The 21,723-nt window shown below is 63.4% G+C and carries 20 protein-coding genes; 9 read left to right on the top strand and 11 right to left on the bottom strand.

What is annotated here, in order from left to right:
- Positions 1–28 precede the first annotated feature (28 nt).
- The 3 genes from rnd to LB545_RS24030 form a co-directional block, all read right to left on the bottom strand.
- The gene (gene rnd, locus LB545_RS24040) at positions 29–1,180 is read right to left on the bottom strand and encodes a ribonuclease D (protein WP_224705950.1); all 1,152 of its coding nucleotides are present in this window, start codon (positions 1,178–1,180) and stop codon (positions 29–31) included.
- Between the two features lie 75 nt (positions 1,181–1,255).
- A complete protein-coding gene (locus LB545_RS24035; RefSeq protein WP_140494106.1) occupies positions 1,256–2,500 on the bottom strand; it encodes an MFS transporter in 1,245 nt (414 codons plus the stop codon).
- Positions 2,501–2,596: 96 nt separating this feature from the next.
- Positions 2,597–3,601, bottom strand: a complete 1,005-nt coding sequence (locus LB545_RS24030) for a DMT family transporter (protein WP_318012562.1) — start codon at positions 3,599–3,601, stop codon at positions 2,597–2,599.
- Between LB545_RS24030 and LB545_RS24025 the strand changes: the two genes are divergently transcribed.
- Together LB545_RS24025 and aspS are read left to right on the top strand one after the other, a co-directional pair.
- The gene (locus LB545_RS24025; RefSeq protein WP_224705949.1) at positions 3,601–4,467 is read left to right on the top strand and encodes a LysR family transcriptional regulator; all 867 of its coding nucleotides are present in this window, start codon (positions 3,601–3,603) and stop codon (positions 4,465–4,467) included. The two genes, LB545_RS24030 and LB545_RS24025, sit on opposite strands and share 1 nt — an antisense overlap.
- A 179-nt stretch (positions 4,468–4,646) precedes the next feature.
- Positions 4,647–6,437 (top strand): aspartate--tRNA ligase, encoded by a 1,791-nt coding sequence (gene aspS, locus LB545_RS24020; protein WP_181167403.1) that lies wholly within the window; start codon positions 4,647–4,649, stop codon positions 6,435–6,437.
- Positions 6,438–6,560: 123 nt separating this feature from the next.
- On the opposite strand, the gene LB545_RS24015 is transcribed toward aspS, so the two are convergent.
- Complete coding sequence (locus LB545_RS24015; protein WP_224705948.1) at positions 6,561–7,751, bottom strand: hypothetical protein; 1,191 nt, start codon at positions 7,749–7,751, stop codon at positions 6,561–6,563.
- A 312-nt stretch (positions 7,752–8,063) separates the two neighbouring features.
- On the opposite strand from LB545_RS24015, the gene parC reads away from it, so the two are divergent.
- Together parC and LB545_RS24005 are read left to right on the top strand one after the other, a co-directional pair.
- Positions 8,064–10,316 carry a DNA topoisomerase IV subunit A gene (gene parC / locus LB545_RS24010; RefSeq protein WP_140515655.1) on the top strand — a complete coding sequence of 751 codons (2,253 nt, stop codon included), beginning with the start codon at positions 8,064–8,066 and terminating at the stop codon, positions 10,314–10,316.
- A gap of 243 nt (positions 10,317–10,559) precedes the next feature.
- The gene (locus LB545_RS24005; RefSeq protein ID WP_140515657.1) at positions 10,560–11,759 is read left to right on the top strand and encodes an AI-2E family transporter; all 1,200 of its coding nucleotides are present in this window, start codon (positions 10,560–10,562) and stop codon (positions 11,757–11,759) included.
- Here LB545_RS24005 and LB545_RS24000 read toward each other — a convergent pair.
- The 3 genes from LB545_RS24000 to LB545_RS23990 all read right to left on the bottom strand — a co-directional run bounded on the left by LB545_RS24000 (position 11,747) and on the right by LB545_RS23990 (position 14,142).
- Positions 11,747–12,643 carry a DMT family transporter gene (locus tag LB545_RS24000; protein ID WP_224705947.1) on the bottom strand — a complete coding sequence of 299 codons (897 nt, stop codon included), beginning with the start codon at positions 12,641–12,643 and terminating at the stop codon, positions 11,747–11,749. The genes LB545_RS24005 and LB545_RS24000 overlap by 13 nt on opposite strands.
- 125 nt (positions 12,644–12,768) lie before the next feature.
- Positions 12,769–13,533 carry an arginyltransferase gene (locus LB545_RS23995; RefSeq protein ID WP_140494092.1) on the bottom strand — a complete coding sequence of 255 codons (765 nt, stop codon included), beginning with the start codon at positions 13,531–13,533 and terminating at the stop codon, positions 12,769–12,771.
- A gap of 138 nt (positions 13,534–13,671) precedes the next feature.
- A complete protein-coding gene (locus LB545_RS23990) occupies positions 13,672–14,142 on the bottom strand; it encodes an RDD family protein (RefSeq protein ID WP_140560562.1) in 471 nt (156 codons plus the stop codon).
- Between the two features lie 201 nt (positions 14,143–14,343).
- Here LB545_RS23990 and sthA point away from each other — a divergent pair, with 201 nt between their 5' ends.
- Positions 14,344–15,732 (top strand): Si-specific NAD(P)(+) transhydrogenase, encoded by a 1,389-nt coding sequence (gene sthA, locus LB545_RS23985; RefSeq protein WP_140898003.1) that lies wholly within the window; start codon positions 14,344–14,346, stop codon positions 15,730–15,732.
- A 24-nt stretch (positions 15,733–15,756) separates the two neighbouring features.
- Here the strand turns inward: sthA and LB545_RS23980 are convergent, their stop codons facing one another.
- Positions 15,757–16,953 carry a TCR/Tet family MFS transporter gene (locus LB545_RS23980; RefSeq protein WP_411971092.1) on the bottom strand — a complete coding sequence of 399 codons (1,197 nt, stop codon included), beginning with the start codon at positions 16,951–16,953 and terminating at the stop codon, positions 15,757–15,759.
- Between the two features lie 73 nt (positions 16,954–17,026).
- Here LB545_RS23980 and LB545_RS23975 point away from each other — a divergent pair, with 73 nt between their 5' ends.
- Positions 17,027–17,647, top strand: a complete 621-nt coding sequence (locus LB545_RS23975) for a TetR/AcrR family transcriptional regulator C-terminal domain-containing protein (protein WP_140494084.1) — start codon at positions 17,027–17,029, stop codon at positions 17,645–17,647.
- Between the two features lie 24 nt (positions 17,648–17,671).
- Here LB545_RS23975 and LB545_RS23970 read toward each other — a convergent pair whose 3' ends face one another.
- Positions 17,672–18,331 (bottom strand): alpha/beta hydrolase, encoded by a 660-nt coding sequence (locus LB545_RS23970; protein ID WP_140515667.1) that lies wholly within the window; start codon positions 18,329–18,331, stop codon positions 17,672–17,674.
- A gap of 201 nt (positions 18,332–18,532) precedes the next feature.
- Between LB545_RS23970 and LB545_RS23965 the strand changes: the two genes are divergently transcribed.
- Entirely contained in the window at positions 18,533–19,711 is a 1,179-nt protein-coding gene (locus LB545_RS23965) for an OpgC family protein (protein WP_224705945.1), read from the top strand.
- 15 nt (positions 19,712–19,726) lie between these two features.
- Here the strand turns inward: LB545_RS23965 and LB545_RS23960 are convergent, their stop codons facing one another.
- Positions 19,727–20,803: a substrate-binding domain-containing protein gene (locus LB545_RS23960; protein WP_140515671.1), complete on the bottom strand. Its 1,077-nt coding sequence runs from the start codon at positions 20,801–20,803 to the stop codon at positions 19,727–19,729.
- A gap of 164 nt (positions 20,804–20,967) precedes the next feature.
- Here LB545_RS23960 and LB545_RS23955 point away from each other — a divergent pair, with 164 nt between their 5' ends.
- On the top strand, positions 20,968–21,111 hold the full coding sequence (locus LB545_RS23955; protein WP_140494076.1) for a hypothetical protein: 144 nt from the start codon (positions 20,968–20,970) through the stop codon (positions 21,109–21,111).
- A gap of 64 nt (positions 21,112–21,175) precedes the next feature.
- Positions 21,176–21,325, top strand: a complete 150-nt coding sequence (locus LB545_RS23950) for a hypothetical protein (RefSeq protein WP_181165119.1) — start codon at positions 21,176–21,178, stop codon at positions 21,323–21,325.
- Between the two features lie 15 nt (positions 21,326–21,340).
- Here the strand turns inward: LB545_RS23950 and LB545_RS23945 are convergent, their stop codons facing one another.
- Positions 21,341–21,706 (bottom strand): DUF423 domain-containing protein, encoded by a 366-nt coding sequence (locus LB545_RS23945; protein ID WP_140521759.1) that lies wholly within the window; start codon positions 21,704–21,706, stop codon positions 21,341–21,343.
- Between the last annotated feature and the right edge of the window lie 17 nt (positions 21,707–21,723).

Below are 21,723 nucleotides of genomic sequence, written 5' to 3'. Positions count from 1 at the left end.
AGTACTCCCCTTCGTTGGGGCGCTCCGCCTACAAATCGAACACCGCTATTTTGCGCTTGTCGAACTTGATGCCGATCTCGCCGCGCACCAGCTTCAGCGCCGCCTCGCCGAAAACGGCGCGGCGCCAGCCCTGCAGCGCCGGCACGTCGGCGGCTTCGCCTTCGGCAGCGATGCGGTCGATGTCGTCGCTGGAAGCCAGGACCTTCGATGCGACGCCTTGCTTTTCGGCCACGATCCTGAGCAGCACCTTCAACAGCTCCGCGGCGGCGCTCGATCCCTCGGGCGGCTGAAAACTCTTTGGCAGCTTCGGCAATTGCTCCTTGGGCAGAGCTAGTGCGGTGTTGACCGCGCCAAGCAGCGCCGCCGCGGTCGAGGAGCGCTCCCAGCCCTTCGGTATCGTGCGCAGCTTGGCCAGCGCGGCCGCGTCGCGCGGCGCCTGCTGCGCCACCTCGTAGATGGCGTCGTCCTTGAGCACGCGGCCGCGGGGTACGTCGCGTTCGCGCGCCTCGCGCTCGCGCCATGCCGCCACGGCCTGCACGATCGCCAGCTCCTGCGGCTTGCGCAGCCGCATCTTCAGCCGCTTCCAGGCATCCTCGGGGTGCGGATCGTAGGTTTCGCGCGAGGTCAGGACGTCCATCTCCTCGTTCAACCAGTGGGCGCGGTTCTCCCGCTCCAGTTCGGCGCTGAGATGCTGGTAGACCTCGATAAGGTGGGTGACGTCGGCAAGCGCATAGTCGAGCTGCTTTTCGGACAGCGGCCGGTGGCGCCAGTCGGTGAAGCGCGAGGACTTGTCGAGCCGAGCGCCGGTCACGCGCTGCACGAGCTGATCGTAGGAAACGCTGTCGCCGAACCCGCAGACCATCGCCGCAACCTGGGTATCGAACACCGGATGGGGAACGAGATTGCCCAGATGGACGATGATTTCGATGTCCTGCCGCGCGGCATGGAAGACTTTGACCACAGATTCATTGGCCATCAGCCTGAAAAACGGCTTCAGCTCGATATCTGGCGACAGCGGGTCGATCAGCGCCGTTATTCCGGGCGCCGCCATCTGGATCAGGCACAGGATCGGCCAGAAGGTCGTTTCCCGGATGAATTCGGTGTCGATGGTGACGAAATCCGATTTTTCGAAAGCGGCGAGAACGGTCTCGAGTTCTTTTTGGGTGGTGATGACGTGCATCAAATCGCTTTTGGCAGGAGTAGGGTCTTCCTAGATTTCAGCCGGGAAGGCTTTCGTCAAGCGTTGGCGCTCGCATCACGGCCCGTCCGGCCCGTCCGGATCGCCGTTTCTTCTCGCCAGCCGGGCGAAAACCGTCGAGGTGCGCAACAGCGCGGTGAAGCGGCTGCGCTTGCCAGCCGGCACGCCCGATCGTGCCCGCATCCGATAGAGGATGACGGCGATGAAGATTGCATAGACCAGCGCGCTGAACACGAACAGCGCGCTTGGGCCAAAATACTGCATCGCCGTCGATGCGGCGAAAGGGCCGCCAATGGCGCCGAAGGAATAAAACAGCATCAAGGCGGCGTTGATCAGAACGAACTCGCCCGCGCCGGCGCGGTCGTTGGAGTGCGCCGCCGACAGCGAGTAGAGCGGCATGGCGAAACAGCCGAAGATGAAGATGATGAGGAAGTTGAGAAACGGGTCGGCTCCCGCCACGAACGCAAGCGCCAGCGCTGCCAGCATGGCGCAGCATGTCGTCGCCAGCAGCACCGAGCGCCGGTCCCAGCGATCGGAGAGATAGCCTAGCGGGTATTGGATGAGTGCGCCGCCGAAGATACCGACGCTGACGAAGGTGACGACATCGGCGACAGACATGCCGATCTGCTCGGCATAGACCGGCGACAGCGTGCGGAACGCGCTGTTGGTGACGCCGACGGCGATGCAGCCGAAACAGCCGAGCGGCGAGATGCGCCAGACCCGCGCCAGGTCGAGCTTGACGTCTTCCGGCGGCGTCGGGTTGGAGCGATCGCCCAGCGATACCGGCACCAGCGACAGCGTGATCATCATCGACATGATGGCGAATATGGCGAAGCCGCCCGCTCCGAAGATCGGGATGAGGAACTGCGCGCCGGTGACCGAGCCGATGTCGACCATGCGGTAGATGGCAAGCACGCGGGCGCGGTCCTTGTTGCTGACCCCGGAGTTGAGCCAGGCCTCCATCACCGTGAACAGGCCGGCGAAGCAGAAACCGCCGGCAAAACGCACCGCGCACCACATCACCGGGTCGATGACCAGAACCAGGAGCAATGTGCCGGCCGAGGCGGCCGCGGCCAGCGCCGAGAAGGTCCTGACATGGCCGACCGCCTTCAGGATGCGGGTGACGGCCAGGCAGCCGAGTAGGAAGCCGGCGAAATAGAACGTGCCCATCAGGCCGATGTCGGAAGCCGAAAAACCTTCCTGCGCGCCGCGCAGCGCGATCAGCGTGCTTTGCAGCCCATTGCCGCCGAGCAGGATGCCTGCGGCGATGAGGAGCGGGATCAGCGGACGGATGGATGACATTAGGCGATCACATGTCTGTGATCCCTTCTTGAACCATCGCTTCCGTCAACGCCAGCGGCAATTCCCCGCGCCAACAGGATGTGTCCGCCTTTCCGTTCAAGGAAGTCGGCGCCTGCCTCCTCGACGTCCCACGGCGAACCGCCCGGCTGCTCCCGACGCGATGGCTATTCCCGCGAGGACAGCGATGAGCCCGACAATTAGGTTTGCATTGATTTGCTCACCGAGAAAGACGGCGCCGAAGATCGATGCCGTCACGGGGTTCACGGCAACTGAAACGGCAACCAGCGTTGGCGGCGCACGTTCAAGCGCGAACGCCCAGAGGAAGAAGATCAGGGCGCCGCAAATTACGGCCAGGTATCCGCTGGCAACCCATTGCGACGCCTCAAGCGCGGCAAGTCGCGTCAGGCCTCCAGTCAAAGTCGACAGCGCCAACAGGCAGGCCGTGCCGACGGCCATGCCAAACGCGGCGAATGATGTCGGCGCGCAGCGGGTGAGAAAAGGTCGCGACCAGACATTGTAGAGCGCCATGCAGAATGCCGCCGCGATCATCAGGAGGTCTCCGCGCCAGGCGCCCTGGGGAGCTGTCGTCAGGCTGCTGCCAAGCGCGACAGCCACTCCGGCCATCGCGACCAGGACGCCGACGATCTTGCGCGTCGTCGGCGGTTCGATCCCTAGAACCGCGCCTGCGAGCATTGTGAGCACAGGCAGCGTCGAAAGCGCCAGAGCTCCTCGCGCCGCCGTCGTGTAGACAAGGGCTCCGTTGAAGAGCGCCGGGAACAGGCCGAAGAACAGCAGGCCCAATGCGGCGGCGCCAGGCCAATCGCTTTTCGCAGGCCACTTGTCCCGTCGCAGAAGCGCTACGGCGGCGAGCACCAGAAAACCACCCCCGAACCGGATCGCGCCGATGGTGAGCGGATCCAGCGAACGCGCGAGATAGCGCGTTGCACCGACAGCGGTGCCGCCAAAGGCGCTGGAGAGAATCGCCGCGAGCACGCCTCCAGTTTCCATCGCTTCCCCTCTGCCAGTTCGGAGTCCAGCGGTATCGGGCAAACCGGGTAAAAGGAATCGAATAAATGCAATGAGCTTGATAAGCTTGCGCAATGAGCAGTCGGAGTCTCGATCCGGAATTGTTGCGGACTTTCGTCGTCGTTGCCGAGCGGCTCTCTTTCACGCGAGCCGCCGAGCAGCTCAATCGAACGCAAGCCACCGTCAGCTTGCAGGTGAAGCGCCTTGAAGAGCGCCTCGACATTTCGCTGTTCCGTCGATCGACGGCCCATGTCGAGCTTACGGCCGCCGGCGAGGGGTTTCTGATCGACGCACGCCGCATTCTTGCACTTAACGAGCAGGCGATTGCCCGTGTCTCCAACCAACGGGTAGCGGGACGCATCCGGATAGGCGTCATGGAGGACTACGGCACCAAGATCCTGCCACGCCTCCTCGCCGATATCGCCGTGCGATTTCCGCTCATGCAGGTCGAAATGGAGATCGGCCTCACGGCACGGCTGCTGAAACGGCTCGGCTCATCATTTGACGCGGTCATCGCCATGCATCCGGAAGGTGTGGCCGAGGGCGATCTGATATGCCGCGAAAGAGCGATATGGGCGGCGGCGAGGACCCACTCTGTCGAAGAACTCGATCCGCTGCCCGTCGCGTTGTCGGACCCTGATTGCTTGTTTCGCGCATGGGCGACTGACGCGCTCGACAGAGCGGGCCGGCCGTGGCGACTGGCCTATGTCAGCCCGAGCCTTGCCGCGACGGAGGCGATCGTCGAGCAGGGCCTTGCGGTTACCGTGGTCAAGGGCAGCATGCTCGCGCCCGGCCTGCCCGATGTCCATCCTGGCCCTTATGTGCCGCCGCTGCCCGGGGCGGAGATCCGCCTTCATCGGGCCACAACGTCTTCCGCAAGCGCCGCATTGGTCGTCGATCACCTCGCGCATCGCCTGCGGTTGTCAAGCCTTGGTTCATAGGGCGACCTGCGCGCCGGCGAATGCTCCGAAAGAACCCGTCAACCCGGGTTCGTTGCCCTGGCCCTCCGCCCACTCGCCTTGACAAACCGGGCCTCCCATGCGCTTTTCGCGCAAATTTTTCAGGCCGGGCCGCGATGCTTCGGCCGGCAACCCAACATCCCGGACTTTTGCCCATGACAATGCACCGTTACCGCAGCCATACCTGTGCCCAGTTGAGAAAGAGCGACGTCGGCGCTTCCGTTCGCCTGTCGGGCTGGGTGCATCGCGTGCGCGACCATGGCGGCCTGCTGTTCATCGACCTGCGCGACCACTATGGCCTGACCCAAATCGTCGCCGATCCCGATTCGCCGGCCTTCAAGATCGCCGAAACAGTGCGCGGCGAATGGGTGATCCGCGTCGACGGCGAGGTCAAGGCGCGCCTGCCTGAAACCACCAATGCCAACCTGCCGACCGGCGAGATCGAGATTTTCGCGCGCGAGATCGAAGTGCTTTCGGCGGCCAAGGAATTGCCGCTGCCGGTCTTCGGCGAGCCGGACTATCCCGAGGACATCAGGCTGAAATACCGCTTCCTCGACCTGCGCCGCGAGACGCTGCACAGGAACATCGTGGCGCGCACGAAGATCATCGCCGAGATGCGCAAGCGCATGGGCGAGGTCGGCTTCACCGAATTCTCGACGCCGATCCTCACCGCATCGTCGCCCGAAGGCGCGCGCGACTTCCTGGTGCCGTCGCGCATTCACCCCGGCACTTTCTATGCGCTGCCGCAGGCGCCGCAGCAATACAAGCAGCTGATCATGGTCTCGGGTTTCGATCGTTATTTCCAGATCGCGCCCTGCTTCCGCGACGAGGATCCGCGCGCCGACCGCCTGCCCGGCGAATTCTACCAGCTCGACCTCGAAATGAGCTTTGTCGAGCAGGATGACGTGCTTTCCACCATGGCGCCGGTGATGACATCGGTCTTCGAGGCCTTTGCCAACGGCAAGCCCGTCACGAAGGACTGGCCGCGCATTCCCTATGATGTTGCGATGCGCAAATACGGTACCGACAAGCCGGATCTGCGCAACCCGATCGAGATGCAGGCGGTCTCCGACCATTTTCGTGATTCCGGCTTCAAGGTCTTCGCCAACATCCTGGCCAACGATCCCAAGGCCGAGGTCTGGGCCATTCCGGCCAAGACCGGGGGCAGCCGTGCCTTCTGCGACCGCATGAACAGCTGGGCGCAAGGCGAGGGGCAGCCCGGATTGGGCTACATCTTCTGGCGCAAGGAAGGCGAGAAACTCGAAGGCGCGGGTCCGCTTGCCAAGAACATCGGCGAGGAGCGCACCGAGGCGATCCGCCTTCAGCTGGGCCTTGCCGATGGCGATGCCGCCTTCTTCGTCGCCGGCGATCCCAAGAAATTCGTCTCCTTCGCGGGTGCTGCGCGCACCCGCGCCGGCGAGGAACTGAACCTGGTCGACCGCGACCGTTTCGAGCTGTGCTGGATCGTCGACTTTCCGTTCTTCGAGTGGAACGAGGACGAGAAGAAGATCGATTTCGCCCACAATCCGTTTTCGATGCCGCAGGGCGGCATCGACGCCCTCAACAACCAGGAGCCGCTCGGCATCAAGGCATTCCAGTACGACGCCGTGTGCAACGGCTTCGAGATTGCCTCGGGCGGCATCCGCAACCATTTGCCCGAAACCATGGTCAGGGCCTTCGAGATGGTCGGACTGGATCGCCAGACCGTCGAGGAGCGCTTTGGCGGCCTTTACCGTGCGTTTCAGTACGGCGCCCCGCCGCACGGCGGAGCGGCATTCGGCATCGACCGCGTCGTGATGTTGCTGGTGGGCGCCAAGAACCTGCGCGAGATCACCATGTTCCCGATGAACCAGCAGGCTTACGACCTGTTGATGAATGCGCCGTCGGAAGCCACGCCGCAGCAGCTTCGCGACTTGTCGCTGCGTGTCGCACCGATCAAGAAAGAGGCATGATGGCGCTTCGGACGGCGCTTTAAAGAAGCCTCCGAAGTGACTCGTTCGATTGAGAATCGCAGACAAAAGCCCGGCATCGCTGCCGGGCTTTTCGTATCTTGAAGCAAGTCGAGGTCGCTTCGATCAGTCTTCGTTGGCCTTGACGGTGACGCCGAGCGTCTTCGGCAGGTCGGTCGGATTGGACATGGCGCCCGCCATGATCAGTGCGAACGGCACCGACGCCGGCGGCTTAGCCGAGATTTCGAGGCTCTTCGGATCGTCGAGATATTTGCCGACCGCCGCCGTTACTTGCGCCGTCAGCTCCGGATTGTTGAGCTGCGCCATGCCGAACGGCACGATCGCCTTGGCCTGGTTGGCGATATCCTTGCCCGACATGCCTTGCTGCTTGCCGACATAGTCCAGCACCTTGCCCGTCAGCGAATCGTCGTCGAAACGGATCGAGGCGCTGTTGAAGGAAAGCTGCTGCAACAGGCCGAGCATGGCCATGCCTTGCGCCGAGTTGTCGGCCCCTTCGGGCTGCGCGGCCATCTTCTTCTGCATTTCCTGCAGCGACTTGATGAAGTCGAGCGTGTAGCCGCCGAGATCGAAGGTCATGCCGAGCGTGCCGGCATTCTCGACCGAAATGTTGTATTTCGACAGCTCCATCTTGCCGTCCGTGGGCTGCCAGGTGCCGGCCATCTCGAAATTGCCCGCAATGTTCTGGTAGCCGAGTGCGTTGATGACTTCCTTCGATTTGGGATCCTCGACCAGCGTCAGGTCGGCATTGAACTTCTCGGTGGTGCCGGTGAATTTCATCGCTTGGCCGTCGGCCGGCGGCGTGATTTCGATGGCAAGCCCGTCCATCGAGAAAGCGGTCTTGTCGGCGATCTTGACCCTCATGTTCGAGAGTTCGGCGGACTTGTACATCATCAGCGAGCCCAGCGGGCCGCTGGCGCCGCTGGCCGGAACCATCATGTCGTGGATGACGAGGGGGCTTAAATTGAGGGTGACGCCGTCCTTGCTATGTTCGAATGCCGAGGTCGACACGGTTGCGATATCATAGCCGCCATTGGCTTCGGTCACGCCTTCGAGTTTAACGTCGCCGATCGCAAGGGCCTCTTTTTCCGCGCCCGGTTTGATGGATACGCCCTGCAACACCATGCTGGCGTTGTCGCCGGTCACGCCGGTCCAGGAAATATCGACGCCCTGCGCGGCAAGCGCCGTCTTCAGCCGGTCGGCGACCGCGGTGTCCTGGGCGAGCGCCGCGTTCAGCGGCAATGTGAGCAAGAAGGTCGAAAAGAGGAATTTCCTGAGAGTCGAGCGTTTGATTGTCATCGCGAATGCCCCTGAGAGTGTCCTGAAAATTATTTTTCAATTTTTGGCGCCATCACCCTTCAGTGACGAACTGGACGGGAAAAAGGCGCATCCCGCCACAATGGTCAAAAATCGCGGCGAAAGGCAAACCCGATCCGAACATGCTGGAGACCGGGCCGCCGAGCGTCGTCGCGCTTCGCAATAGAGACGGCATGTAACGGATTGATGTTGGCTGGCGGGCTTGCCTGGGACTTCGTGTTGCAGGGCAGGGCATGCACCCACTTCAAGGCTTGCCCTCTTGCCGCGAATCACCCGCTCGGCTAGTTCCAGCCCATGGGAAAAAGGCTTTTGCCGCCTGACAATGGTGGCGGCGATCATATCGAACCGGTCGACCTGAAGAAGGCGCTGGAAGAGCGCTATCTTGCCTATGCGCTGTCGACCATCATGCACCGGGCGCTGCCCGATGTCCGCGACGGGCTGAAGCCGGTCCATCGCCGCATCATGCATGCCATGCGCCTGCTGCGCCTCAACCCCGACCAGGGCTTCGCCAAATGCGCCCGTATCGTCGGCGAGGTGATGGGCAAGTTCCACCCGCATGGCGACCAGTCGATCTACGACGCGCTGGTGCGATTGGCGCAGGATTTTTCGATGCGCTACCCCTTGGTCGACGGCCAGGGCAATTTCGGCAACATCGACGGCGATAACGCCGCCGCCATGCGCTACACCGAAGCGCGCATGACCGATGTGGCGACCGAGCTGCTCGCGGGCATCACCGAGGATGCCGTCGACTACCGGCCGACCTACAATGAGGAGGACGAGGAGCCGGTGGTGCTCCCGGGCGCCTTCCCCAACCTGCTGGCCAACGGCTCGTCCGGCATCGCGGTCGGCATGGCGACATCGATCCCGCCGCACAACGCGGCCGAACTTTGTGACGCCGCCCTTCACCTGATCGAGCATCGGGACGCGCCGGTGGCCAAGCTGATGGATTTCGTCCAGGGCCCGGATTTCCCGACCGGCGGCATCATCGTCGACAGCCGAGCCTCCATCCTCGAAGCCTATGAAAGCGGCCGCGGCGGCTTTCGCGTGCGGGCAAAATGGAGCCAGGAAGACCAGGGCAGGGGCACCTGGAGCATCGTCGTCGCCGAAATCCCCTATGGCGTGCAGAAGGCGCGGCTGATCGAGAAGATCGCCGAGCTCCTGATGGCGCGCAAATTGCCGCTGCTCGAGGACATCAGGGACGAGAGCGCCGAGGACATCCGCGTCGTGCTGGTGCCCAAGAGCCGTTCCGTCGATCCCGGCATCCTGATGGAATCGCTGTTCAAGCTCACCGAGCTTGAAAGCCGTTTCCCGCTCAACATGAACGTGCTGTCGCGCGGCAAGGTGCCCAATGTCCTGTCGCTGAAGGGCGTGCTGCAGGAATGGCTCGAGCATCGCCGCGACGTGCTGATCCGCCGCTCGAAACATCGCCTCGGCGAGATCGAAAGACGGCTGGAGATCCTTGCCGGCTACCTGATCGCCTATCTCAATATCGACGAGGTGATCAAGATCATCCGCGAGGAGGATGAGCCCAAGCAGGTCATGATGGCCCGCTGGTCGCTCACCGACACCCAGGCCGAAGCCATTCTCAACATGCGCCTGCGCGCCCTGCGCAAGCTGGAAGAATTCGAGATCCGCAAGGAATTCGACGGCCTCACTGCCGAAAAGAAGCAGATCGAGGCGCTGCTTGCGTCCGAAGCCAAGCAATGGGGGACGATCAAGTGGGAGGTTGCGAGCCTGCGGGACAAATTCGGCCCCGAGACCGAGCTCGGTAAGCGCCGCACCCAGTTCGCCGATGCGCCCGAGCATGACCTGACCGACATCGCACATGCCATGATCGAGCGCGAGCCGGTCACCGTGGTGGTCTCGGAAAAGGGCTGGCTGCGTGCGATGAAGGGTCATCTGACCGATCATTCGCAGCTTGCGTTCAAGGAAGGCGACAGCCTGAAACTCGCCTTCCATGCGCAGACGACCGACAAGATCCTGGTGTTCACCACCGGCGGCAAATTTTACACCATCGGCGCCGATCGGCTGCCAGGCGGGCGCGGCCATGGCGAGCCGATCCGCATCATCGTCGACATGGACAATGACCAGGACATCGTCACCGCCTTCGTCCACGATCCGAAGCGCAAGCTGCTGCTGGTCTCGCATGACGCCAACGGTTTCATCGTGCCGGAGGAAGAGGTCGTCGCCAACACCCGCAAGGGCAAGCAGGTGATGAACGTCAAGGCGCCCGACGAAGCCAAGCGCTGCGTGCCGGTCGGCGGCGATCATCTGGCTATCGTCGGCGAGAACCGAAAGATGCTGGTGTTTCCGCTGTCCGACATTCCGGAAATGAGCCGCGGCAAGGGCGTGCGGCTGCAGAAATACAAGGATGGCGGGCTTCTTGATCTCAAGCCATTTACGCTGGAGACCGGTCTTTCCTGGCAGGATTCGGCCGACCGCACCTTTACAAGGTCGCGCGAGGAATTGGCCGAATGGATCGGCGCCCGCGCGTCGGCTGGCCGCATGGTGCCGAAGGGTTTCCCGAGGACCGGGAAATTTGGGTAATCTCCCCCCTCGAGGGGGAGATGCCGCCGAAGTCGACAGAGGGGGTCGGTTCGACTGGACGCAACCTCATTGCTTTGAACAAAGAATGCTAGCGCCTTACGCGCGGCTACCCCCTCTGGCCTGCCGGCCATCTCCCCCTCGAGGGGGAGATCCGCAGCTTCACCATCACCTTTTGAACTATCGTCACGATTGCTGCACTATGTCAGAGCATAAGCCGCGGGATGGCCGGGGAGAGACGAGCGTTTGAAGGAAGCGAAAATCCAGAAACCGGGGCAGCGCCTGTTCGGTCTGTCGACGCCGCTCAGAGCCGCCGTCATCCCACCGCTCTCGGCGGCGCGCTGGCTGCTGGTGCTGATCGTTGCCGCCGGCGTCTATTTCTTCCACGGCTTCCTGTTCCCGGTGCTGGCCGCGCTGGTCATCGCCTTCGCAAGCTGGCCGCTTTACCGGCGGCTTTTGGCCGGTGTCGGCGGCAACCGCACCATCGCCGCCACCTTCGCCATATTGTTCATCCTTGCCTTCCTGGTCATACCGATCGCGCTCGCGGGCACCTACGCCATCAACGAGGTGCGCGAATGGGTCGGCTGGGCGATCGAGACCAACCGGCACGGCGCCCCGACACCGCACTGGATCGCCACGCTGCCTATCGTAGGAGAATGGCTGAACCAGCAATGGACGACCAATCTCGGCCATCCCGGCGGCATCGGCGAACTGATCCAACTGGTCAGCGGCGCCAATATCGGCAGCATCTATCGCGGCGTCCTTGCCGCTGGCGGCAGCGCCTTCGGCCTGCTTTTGACGCTTTTGTTCATGATGATCGCGCTGTTCTTCGCCTATCGCGACGGCGAGCATTTCGCGGGCCAGGTCGATCGCCTGGGCGAGCGCATCCTGCCGACGAGGTGGGAGCGCATCTCGCGGGTCGTGCCGGCGACCATTTCCTCGACCGTGACCGGCATGACCGTCATCGCCATCGGCGAGGGATTGGTGCTCGGCATCGCCTACTGGCTGGCCGGCGTGCCGTCGCCCGTGACGCTTGGCGCGCTCACCGGGGTCATGGCGCTGATTCCCGGCGGGGCACCGCTGTCCTTCACGCTGGTTTCGATCTATCTCGCTGCCAGCGGCTCACCGGTGGCCGGCCTGGCTTTGTTCATCTGGGGGACGGTCGAACTGTTCATCGTCGACAAGACCTTGCGACCGAAGCTCGTCGGCGGGCCGATAAAACTGCCCTTCCTGCCGACCTTTTTCGGCCTGATCGGCGGCGTCAAGACGATGGGCTTTCTCGGCCTGTTCATCGGCCCGGTGCTGATGGCACTGCTGGTGGCGATCTGGCGCGAATGGCTGCGCGAGGTGGAAATGATGGACGAGATGCCTGCTTCCCCTGAACAGGAAGGCTCGCCGTCGCTGATCGAGATCGACGGCGAGGCGAAGAAGATTCAGGCCGGATGACGCACCGCAAGGGCGGCGCGGCGCCTGCGTCCGTCATGCAACTGCCACACCGAATGGACCACCAATGTGACGATCAGGATCGCGCCGCCGATCAGGCTGTTGCGTGACGGCGTTTCGGAAAAGATCAGCCATACCCACACCGGTGCCAGCACGGTCTCCAGAAGGTAGAACATCGCCACTTCCGGTCCGGAGATGTATTTGGGGCCGGCCGCCAGGCAGAAGAACGAAATCGGCATGATCACGGCGCCGTTAAAGATGATCCACCAGGGCGCGCTCACATGGACGCCTTCACCTGACACCATGAAGGCCGCCAGCACGAGCGACGGAACCACCCCGACGAGCGCCGTGAAACCCATGTCCTTGCCGCTGGCTCGCGAAATGGTGATGGCCACGGAAATGAAGAAGGCCGAACACAACGCCATGAAATTGCCGAATAGATGTCCGGTGCCGACGGATCCGCCGACGATTACCAGCACGCCGAGGATCATGACCAGCATCGCCGCGAGCGTCACCGCCCGCGGCTTTTCGCGGAGAAACAACCAGGACAAGAGCGCGGCGAACACGGTGTTGAAGGCCAGGATGAACACCAGGTCGGCGGTCGAGGTGTAGAAGACGGCGGTGACGAAGGTGATCGAGGTCAGCCCGTAGCATATCGCGGCCGCAAGTCCCGACCAGCCTGGAATGAGCTGGGGCGCGTTTCGGCTCAGCGCCCGCCAGACAGCCCAGGTGATCATTGCGGCGATGAAGGTGGCGGCCCCGCGCAAGAGCAGGATCGTCCATGCGCCGCCATCGGCGAGGCGGATCAGCGGAATGTCGAGGGTCAGCGTCAGGCCGCCAATGGCGGTTATCAGAAGGCCCTTCTGGTGGTCGCTGTGGGACGTCATTTGCAAACTTTCGTAATGAAATACAGATGGGACAGCCGATCGGCGCAATGACGCACTCTCCCGCAAGCGGCTGAAAGACCAGCATCCCCTGCGTTGAAACAGTCAAACGTGGATCTTGGAAAAACTCAGCGTGAGACCGCTTCGTTGGTGTAGCGCTCCCAGCCCTTCGGGCCGAGATGCTCCTGCGGCATGAAGCGCATCTTATAATTCATCTTGCGCGAGCCGTTGACCCAGTATCCCAGGTAGACATGGGGCAGCCCCATCGCCCTGGCGCGAGCGATATGATCGAGGATCATGAACGTGCCGAGAGACCGCTCCTCGAAGTCGGGATTGAAGTAGGAATACACCATCGACAAGCCGTCGGCCATCTTGTCGGTGAGCGCCACCGCGATCAGCTCGCCCTGTCCCTTGCCGGTGATGAAGGTATCGGGTCCGCGCCGGCGATATTCGATGACCTTGGTGTCGACATGGGTGTCCTCGACCATCATGGCGTAGTCCAGAACCGTCATGTCCGACATGCCGCCGCGGCGGTGGCGGGCATCGAGATAGCTGCGGAACAGCGAATATTGTTCGGTCGAGGGCTCGGCATTGTGCATGGCGCCGACGAGATCGGAATTGTGCTGCAGCACGCGCTTCATGTTGCGGCTGGCGACGAATTCCTGCGCCAGGATGCGCACGGAGACGCAGGCGCGGCAGGTTTCGCAGGCCGGCCTGTAGGCGATGTTCTGGGAGCGGCGGAACCCGCCTTGGGTCAGGAGATCGTTCATCTCCGACGCCTTGTCGCCGACCAGATGCGTGAACACCTTGCGCTCGAACTGGCCGTCGAGATAGGGGCATGGCGACGGCGCGGTCAGGAAGAACTGCGGCGACTGGGTCGGGTGCTGCGTCATCGAGTCTCGGAAACACTCCTTCGAATCGCTCTACCTTTGGCGCGGAAAGCGAAAAATTCAACAGGATTGTGAAGGCGTGGCCATGCGGACGCCTTCACATTTGTGCCGACGCCGCGGCGATGCTTGCGAAAATGCGCCTCAGCGGCCGGTGCGGCTGACCACCGTGCCGAGCAGCAGGTCGTGCAGCGTGCGCTTGCGATCGGAAAACAGCGTCACCAGCAGCACCAGCGGCGACAGGATGACGTTGCCGGCCCAGAACAGCACCGAATGGACCACTGCCGTGAGCCCGTCGATCGGCCTGCCGTCGAGCCGATCGAGCCGGATGCCCATCATCTTCATGCCCGTGGTCGCCTGGTTGGCGCTGCCAAGCGTGTTCCAGATGTAGAGAATCGCGACGGCCGGGACCAGGACGCCGAACAGCATCCAGCCAAGGCCGAGGGTCAAAAGCCCGAGGAAGAACACTAATATGGCGACAGGGATGGTGAGCAGCGCGACAATGACATAGTCGATCATGACCGCCAGGACACGCCGCGTGCGCACGCCTTCGTAGGCCCTGACGTCGTCGAGCCTGGTGTTGATGATTTCGCCGTCGAGAACGCGAGCGTTCATGTCATTTCCTTGTAACAGGGGCCTGCTTAGCCTGCGCCCCACCTGCTGGGAAAATGGTAAAGGCTGATGGCGGAATCAAGATCGAGCCTTTCCCGGTGCGCAAGGCGGGCGAAGCGGCCGGTGGGCCGGTTGAATTCGCGCCTGACATGGCGTTAGCTTGTTGCGGCGCACCAAAAGTGCCAAGGGGCAGGGACGGGCAGGATGGATTACGACATGCTGGTCATTGGCAGCGGCCCTTCCGGCCGTCGTGCCGCTGTACAATCGGCCAAACTCGGCAAAACGGTACTGGTCGTCGACAGGGGGCGGCGCCTGGGCGGCGTTTCCGTGCACACCGGCACCATTCCGTCGAAGACGCTGCGCGAAACCGTGCTCAATCTCTCGGGCTGGCGTGAGCGCGGCTTCTATGGGCGCGGCTACCGGGTCAAACAGGACATCTCGGTCGGAGACTTGGTCGAGCGCCTGCACAAGACGCTCGACCACGAGGTCGAGGTGCTGCAGCACCAGTTCATGCGCAACACGGTCAAGAGCTCCCGCGCCGCGGTGAAATTTCTCGGGCCCAACAGGGTCAGCCTGACATCGGACAATGGCGACTACAGCGAGGTCGGCTTCGCCAATGCGCTGATCGCCGTCGGCACCAGGCCGCACCGGCCGGGCGACGTGCCGTTCGACAAGAGCCGCGTGTTCGACAGTGACGAAATGCTCGAGCTCGACCGCTTGCCGCGCACGCTGACGGTCATCGGCGCCGGGGTCATCGGCGTCGAATACGCGACGATCTTTTCGGCACTCGACGTGCCGGTGACGCTGGTCGAGCCGCGCAACACGATCCTCGATTTCGTCGACCGCGAGATCGTCGACGACTTCATCCACCAGATGCGCGACCGCGGCATGACCATCCGGCTGGGAAGCGCCGTGAAGGAGATTGCCTCCAGGCCCGACCATGCAGAGGTCACGCTGGCCGACGGGCGCACCATACGTTCCGAGATCGTGCTCTACGCCGCGGGCCGCACCGGCAATGTCGGTAGCCTCGGCCTCGATGCGGTCGGCATCGAGGCTGACTCCAGGGGACGCATCAAGGTCGATCCGCACACCTTCCAGACCAGCGTGCCCAACATTTACGCCGCCGGCGACGTGATCGGCTTTCCGAGCCTGGCCTCCACCTCGATGGAGCAGGGCCGGGTAGCCGCGTGCCATGCTTTCGGCGTGACATTGCCGCCGCCGCCGGAAACCTTTCCTTATGGCATTTACGCGGTGCCCGAGATCTCCACCGTCGGCCAATCCGAGGAACAGGTGCGCGAGAGCGGCGCCGCCTACGAGGTTGGCGTGGCCCGTTTCCGCGAGACCTCGCGGGGCCACATCATGGGCGTCAACACCGGCTTCCTGAAGCTTCTGTTCTCGATCGAGACACGCCGCTTGCTCGGCGCGCATATCGTCGGCGAGGGCGCCACCGAACTGATTCACATCGGCCAGGCGGTGATCAATCTGGGTGGCACGGTCGACTTCTTTGTCAACAATACATTCAACTATCCCACGCTGGCCGAGGCCTATAAGATCGCCGGGCTGGACGCCTGGAACAGGATGGGGCAGGGATAACCCTGTCGCCAGCCACTATTATCCTCACTCCGCCGCCTCCCGTTTGGCCGTGGGCAATCCGGTTGCGAGCAGCAGGGGCAGGCAGAGGACATAGAGGGTCGCGCCCGCGACCCACACCATGCCTGGGAAGACCATTCGAGTGCGAAAATAGAGCATGGCGATCACGAGTGGTCCGAACACCGAGACCAGGCTCGTCATGCTGGTGAGCACACCTTGCAATCGCCCCTGGTGATTTGCCGCGACACGTGACGTCAGCAACGATTGCAGCGCCGGGGCTCCGATGCCGCCGAGACAGAAAAGCGGCAACAGCGCGAACGCCATCCAGCCTCGCCAGGCCAGCGCGATCGATACATAGGCCGTGCTGTCGGCAAGGATGGCGACCATGAGCGCTCGCCTTTCGCCCCAGCGCTCGGCGATCGGTCCGGCGACGAAACCCTGGGCCCCGGCATGGAAGAGGCCGAACAATGCCAGCGAGATGCCCACGGTGAAAAGGCTCCAGCCGAATTTGTCCTGCACGTAGAGAACCCAGACCGTGCCGCCGACTTCGCCGACAAGGCCGAGCACGGCAAAGGCGCCGAGCAGCGGCAGGAGGGCCGGAAAAGTCAAGGCCCAACGCAGCGGCGCCAGCGGGTTGAACGACAGCGGCTCGCCTGTGCCGCCGACCCGCTCCGGCTCCGGCAGCAGAAGGAAGGCCAGCACCAGATTGATGCCGGTGAACCCTGCCGCCGCCAGGAACGGCGCGCGCAGCCAGACGTCGCCGAGCAGGCCGCCGAGCGCCGGACCGGCGATGAACCCGACGCCAAAAGCGGCACTCAGATGGCCGAAGGCGCGGGCGCGCCGCTCTTCGCTGCTGATGTCGACCATATAGGCGGAGGCCACCGCCATGCTGGCGCCCGTTAGGCCGGCGATCAGTCGGCCGACGAACAGCAGCGGCAGCGACGGCGCGAAGGTCATGAACAGATAATCCAGCATCGACCCGGCAAGCGACAGAAGCAGCACCGGCCGGCGGCCGTAGCGGTCGGACAACGCGCCGAGCAGGGGCGAAAACAGCACCTGCATTGCGGCATAGGCGGCGAGGAACGCGCCGAAAATCCAGCCGATGTCCTCGACATGGCCAACCTCGCGCAACAGCCCCGGCAGCACCGGCATGATCAGCCCGATGCCGGCCGCGTCCAGCGCCATTGCCGTCAGCACGACGACACAGGCCCTTTTCATCGAGATGCTTCTTTCCTAAGTTTATCGGTGATAAGGTAGCGTTTATCACCGATAAATTGGCTGGGCAAGCGAGGTGCATATGAAGCTGGACAAGGCGCTGATCGTGGCGCAGGCGCTCGAGCTGTTGAACGACGTCGGCATCGATGCGCTCTCGACCCGGCTGCTGGCGCAGCGGCTCAAGGTCCAGCAGCCGGCACTCTACTGGCATTTCAGGAACAAGCGCGCCCTGCTCGACGCAATGAACGAGGAGATCCTGCGGCGCGGCCATGGACATCAGGTACCGCTGCCGGGCGAGAGCTGGCAGGAATTCGTACGCAACAACGCCCGCAGCTTCCGCGGCGCCTTGATGGCCTATCGCGACGGTGCGCGCGTCCATGCCGGTACCGAGGCCGATCCGGGCGATCTCGAACATGTCGAACGGTTGCTCACTTTTCTGCGCGAGGCCGGCATGCCTTCCGTCATGGCCATGCGGTTGCTGATGATCGTCGGGCGCTACACGGTGGGCTGCGTCCTCGAGGAACAGGCAGAATATCCGGCCGGCCCGGGTCGAGGTGCAGCGCTCGATGCCAAGGCAAGCGGTTACCCGCTGCTCAGCCAGGCCCTGGCCGATTATCGTGCGGGCGGTCACGAGGCGCTGTTCGAAAGCGGCCTCGACTTGCTGATTGCCGGGGCGCAGGCCGGCATCGCTGAAGGAGGCTGAGCGCGGCGATCCGCGTCTTGCCCGTCAGGCGGCAGGAGCGGGCGGGGCAAGCCATTGCCGCACGATCGCGGCATCGGGGTCGCCGATTTCATGGCCCGAAGCGACGATACGCGCGTCGACCTCGGCGCCGCGCTGGCTGAGCAGCGTTACCAGGGCCGGCGCGAAGGGTCCGTAGGTCAGGTCGGCGGCGCCGGCGACAATCAGCGCCTTGATGCCGGTCAGATCGGTTGCCGGCGTCTCGTCCAGCACCGGCATCGGCCGCAGCAGTGCCGCCCGTCCGACAAGGCCGGGATGGAGCAGCATCAAGCTGGAAACCAGATTGGCGCCGTTGGAATAGCCGAGGAAAGCCGCGCGCTTCGGATCGATCCGGTGCCGCTTCATGGCCTCGGCCATGAAGCGTGCGAAAGCGGCCGTCTCGCGGCGGATGCTGGCCTGCTCGAAGCTGGTCGGCGTGATCCGCTCGAACCAGCGGAAGCCGTCGTCCTGGACGATGCGGCCACGCACGGCGACCAGGCAGGCATGCGGTGCGATCTGCCTCGCCAGCGGCACCAGGGTCGTCTCGTCGACACCTGATCCATGCAGCAGGAACAGGCATTCGTCGCTGGCCCCGCCGGATCCGAAGAAGCGATAGGGAAAGGCCAGATCCAGCCGCGGCAGGCTGTTTTCGACGCTTGTATCGCTCATGCCGTATCCTTTTGATTACATTTCGTTTCACTCAATTTGCCGGCTTCAAAACGCAATATTTTCATGCTCCGCGAAAGTTGATTGAACCGGGCGCATTTCAGTCCGTTTCTGCGCCGATATACTCCATCGCGGAGGAATCGAAGCGGTGCGCCGGGGGTCGCATTGCTGGGCATGAACAACCAGCTTTGAGGCCTTTTGTCGATGACCACCCCAGTTCCAACCGAGCGCGATACGCGTATCGATGTGCTGCGTGCGCTCGCGCTGCTGACGATCTTCGTCGACCATGTGCCGGGCACGGCTTTCGAGACCCTGACCTACAAGAATTTCGGCTTTTCGGATGCGGCCGAGGCTTTCGTGCTGATATCGGGCATTTCGGTCGCGCTCGCCTATGGTACGAAGTTCCGCCCGGGAGGCCGGCTGCTCGCGACGCTGAAAATGTGGCGGCGGGCAGGCGTGCTCTATATCGCCCATATCGTCACCACGATGGCGGTAATGGCATTGTTCTGTGCCGCGGCGGTGTTCGGCCGGCGGCCGGAACTGCTGAAGCTGATCAACATCGAACCGCTGATGAAGGACACGCCCGAGGTGCTGGTCGGCATCGTCACGCTCGGCCACCAACTCGGCTACAACAACATCCTGCCGGTCTACGCGGTGCTGCTTTTGCTGGCGCCGGCCTTCTTGCTGTTCATCAGCTACAGGCCGCTTGCAGCGCTGACCGTGTCCGGCCTGCTGTGGCTTGTAGCCGGCATCTGGCAGATCGCCCCGCCGAACTATCCCGAGCCCGGCCTGTGGTTCCTCAATCCGCTGTCCTGGCAGTTCCTGTTCAACATCGGCCTTGCCGCCATGCTGCATGTCAGGCGCGGCGGCGTCATTCCAGCCAACCGCTGGCTGATCGGTCCCGCCGCTGCCTATGTGCTGGCCGCGTTGGCATGGGTGCATAGTCCGCTTTGGGGCCAGGTGACCTGGTTCGACCTGCCGGTGGTGCTGACCGGCTTCGACAAGACATTCCTGTCGCTCCCGCGGCTGCTGCACATCCTGGCGGTCAGCTATCTGGTGGTGGCACTGCCTGCGGTCTCGAACCTGTTCCGCACCGGACCCGACCATCCGCTGGCGATACTCGGCAAGCGCTCGCTGCCGGTGTTCATCGCCGGCACGCTGATCGCCATGGTCGCCCAGGTAATGAAGCTGATCAATCCCGGCGGCCTCGCCTATGACAGCCTGCTGCTCGCCGCCGGCATCGCCATGCAGTTCGCGCTCGCTTTCTACCTCGAATGGTTGTCGACCATCGGGGGTTCGGGGAAAGCCAGGACGACGCAAAAGGACGCCAAGCCCGTCCAGGCGTCGTTCGGTATCTCGGCCGTGGCTAGAGCCAACCGCTGAGGTCGGCGAGTCGGTTCAGCGGCGCGGTGGAGCCGAGGAGGCGCGCACAATCAGTTCGACCGGCAGCAACTGCCGGCTGACCTTGCCGTCGCTTTCCAGGATTGCCTTGACGGCAAGCCGGCCCATCTCGGCGATCGGCTGTGCGACCGTGGTCAACGGTGGCTCGGACAACTCTGCTTCGGGAACGCCGTCGAAACCGATGACCGAAACATCATCGGGGACATTCAGCCCGCGCGCGCTCAGCCATTCAAGCGTTGCCAAGGCCATCCTGTCCGACATCGCCAGGATGGCCGTGGGTGGTTCGCCGGAAGCAAAGATCGTTTCCAGCCCCGCCTTTGTGGTGGCGGCATCGTTGGCGGTTTCGTAGACGGGCACTTTGGATGTATCGATGCCAACCCGCGAAAGCTCCCGGAAGTAGCCGGTGAGGCGATCGCGTGTCCCCGCATAGGCCGCGGCGCGAAGCTCCTCGGGCGAAATGATGCCTGTCCTGCCGTCGGCGAAAGGCAGCGCCAGCACGGCAAAGCGGCGATGCCCGAGTTCCGTCAGATGGCGCGCCGCCAGGCTGGCGCCGGCGATGTTGTCGACGCCGATCGCCGCGACGGATCCATCCTCCGAATCCAGGTCCAGCGCCACGAAGGGCAGTTTGCGCTCGCGGGCCAATTCGACAAGGCGCGAGCCGCCTTCGATACAGAAGACGATGAAGCCGTCGACCAGGGCGCTCTGGATATTCCAGGCAAGCTGTTCGTTGTTGGCGGCCGAGACTAACGAGATACCGGCCCCGGTCGCATCGCAGGCCTGCGAGATACCGGCCATCATCACGCGCGCGAAGGGATCCTCGAAGAAATAGGAAAGGGGCTCCGCGGTGGCCACGCCGATGGCGTTGACCTTGCCGGCCCGCAGCAGGCGGCCCTTGGGATCGGGGCCGGCATAGCCCATCGCCTCGGCCGCCGCACGGACCCGTTCGCGGACTTCTTCGCGCACGATCTCAGGGCGGCTGAAGACATTGGAGGCGGTACCATGCGAAACACCGGCCGCCTTGGCGATGTCGGCCAGCCGGACGGGTCGTCGATTGCCTGCGGTGAGTGACGCCATTTGCGCGTGCCTCCTGATATGCATTTAGCACGTTCCCGACTTGCATCTAGCACTTTCGTTGGATCGATTCAAATTTTGCTTGACCGGCGGCTTCCATAGGCCTATCTTTGAATCGATCCAACTAAGATCTGCCTGCTGGATTAAACCTGGATGGGAGGTGCGCCATGCATCCTGTTAACTATCTGTTCGAAGACATCTACCGCAACGACTGGAGCATCGGGTCGGCCGCCAACAAGTCCAAGCGCCGCGGCGGAACAAGCCCGTGGATTCGCGATCTGCGCTTCCTGGTGGCGCGCAAGCGGAGCTGACTGGCGTGAATTTTTTGCGTCGGCCTATTGGATCGATTCAATTCAAATCAAGAGGAGAAGAGCCATGCATCCCATGAAGCATCTGTTCGACGACATTTATCGCAATTATTGGGGCATCGGCACGGCCGCGGAGCGGCCAGAGGCGCCGCGCCGCGCGACGCTCTCGGCGCGCAACCGCGATCTTTGGATCCGACTTGAACGTCGCCGGGATTGAAACCGGCCGCGCATCTCAGGGTCGCCGACGCACCACGGCGGAGACAGCTATGGTCAGCCAGCCTGCGATGAGCAGGGTGCCTCCGATCGGCGCCGACATCGGAAACAGCCTCGATCCGAGAAAATCGCGGGCGAGAAGATCGCCCGTGAAAAGCACGAGCCCGACGAGCAGCACCAGGCTGGCTAACCGCAGCGGGCGATTCGCGTCGAGGAGACCGACGGCGAGAAACACCGGTGCGTGCATCAGCAGGAACGATGCCGCCGTACCGGTGAAGGCGCCGCCGAGATGTGCGGCGGCCGCCGACAGCGCCACGCCGGCCGCGCCCACGATGCCGGCGGCGAGCACAAGCAGACGGCTGCCGGTCGTTTCGGTCAGGTTCATGTCGACGCTCCTTCGGT

It is taken from the genome of Mesorhizobium sp. BR1-1-6, from assembly GCF_020165355.1.
In the GTDB taxonomy this organism is placed as follows: domain Bacteria; phylum Pseudomonadota; class Alphaproteobacteria; order Rhizobiales; family Rhizobiaceae; genus Mesorhizobium.
This window is presented reverse-complemented; position numbering and strand designations above follow the sequence as displayed.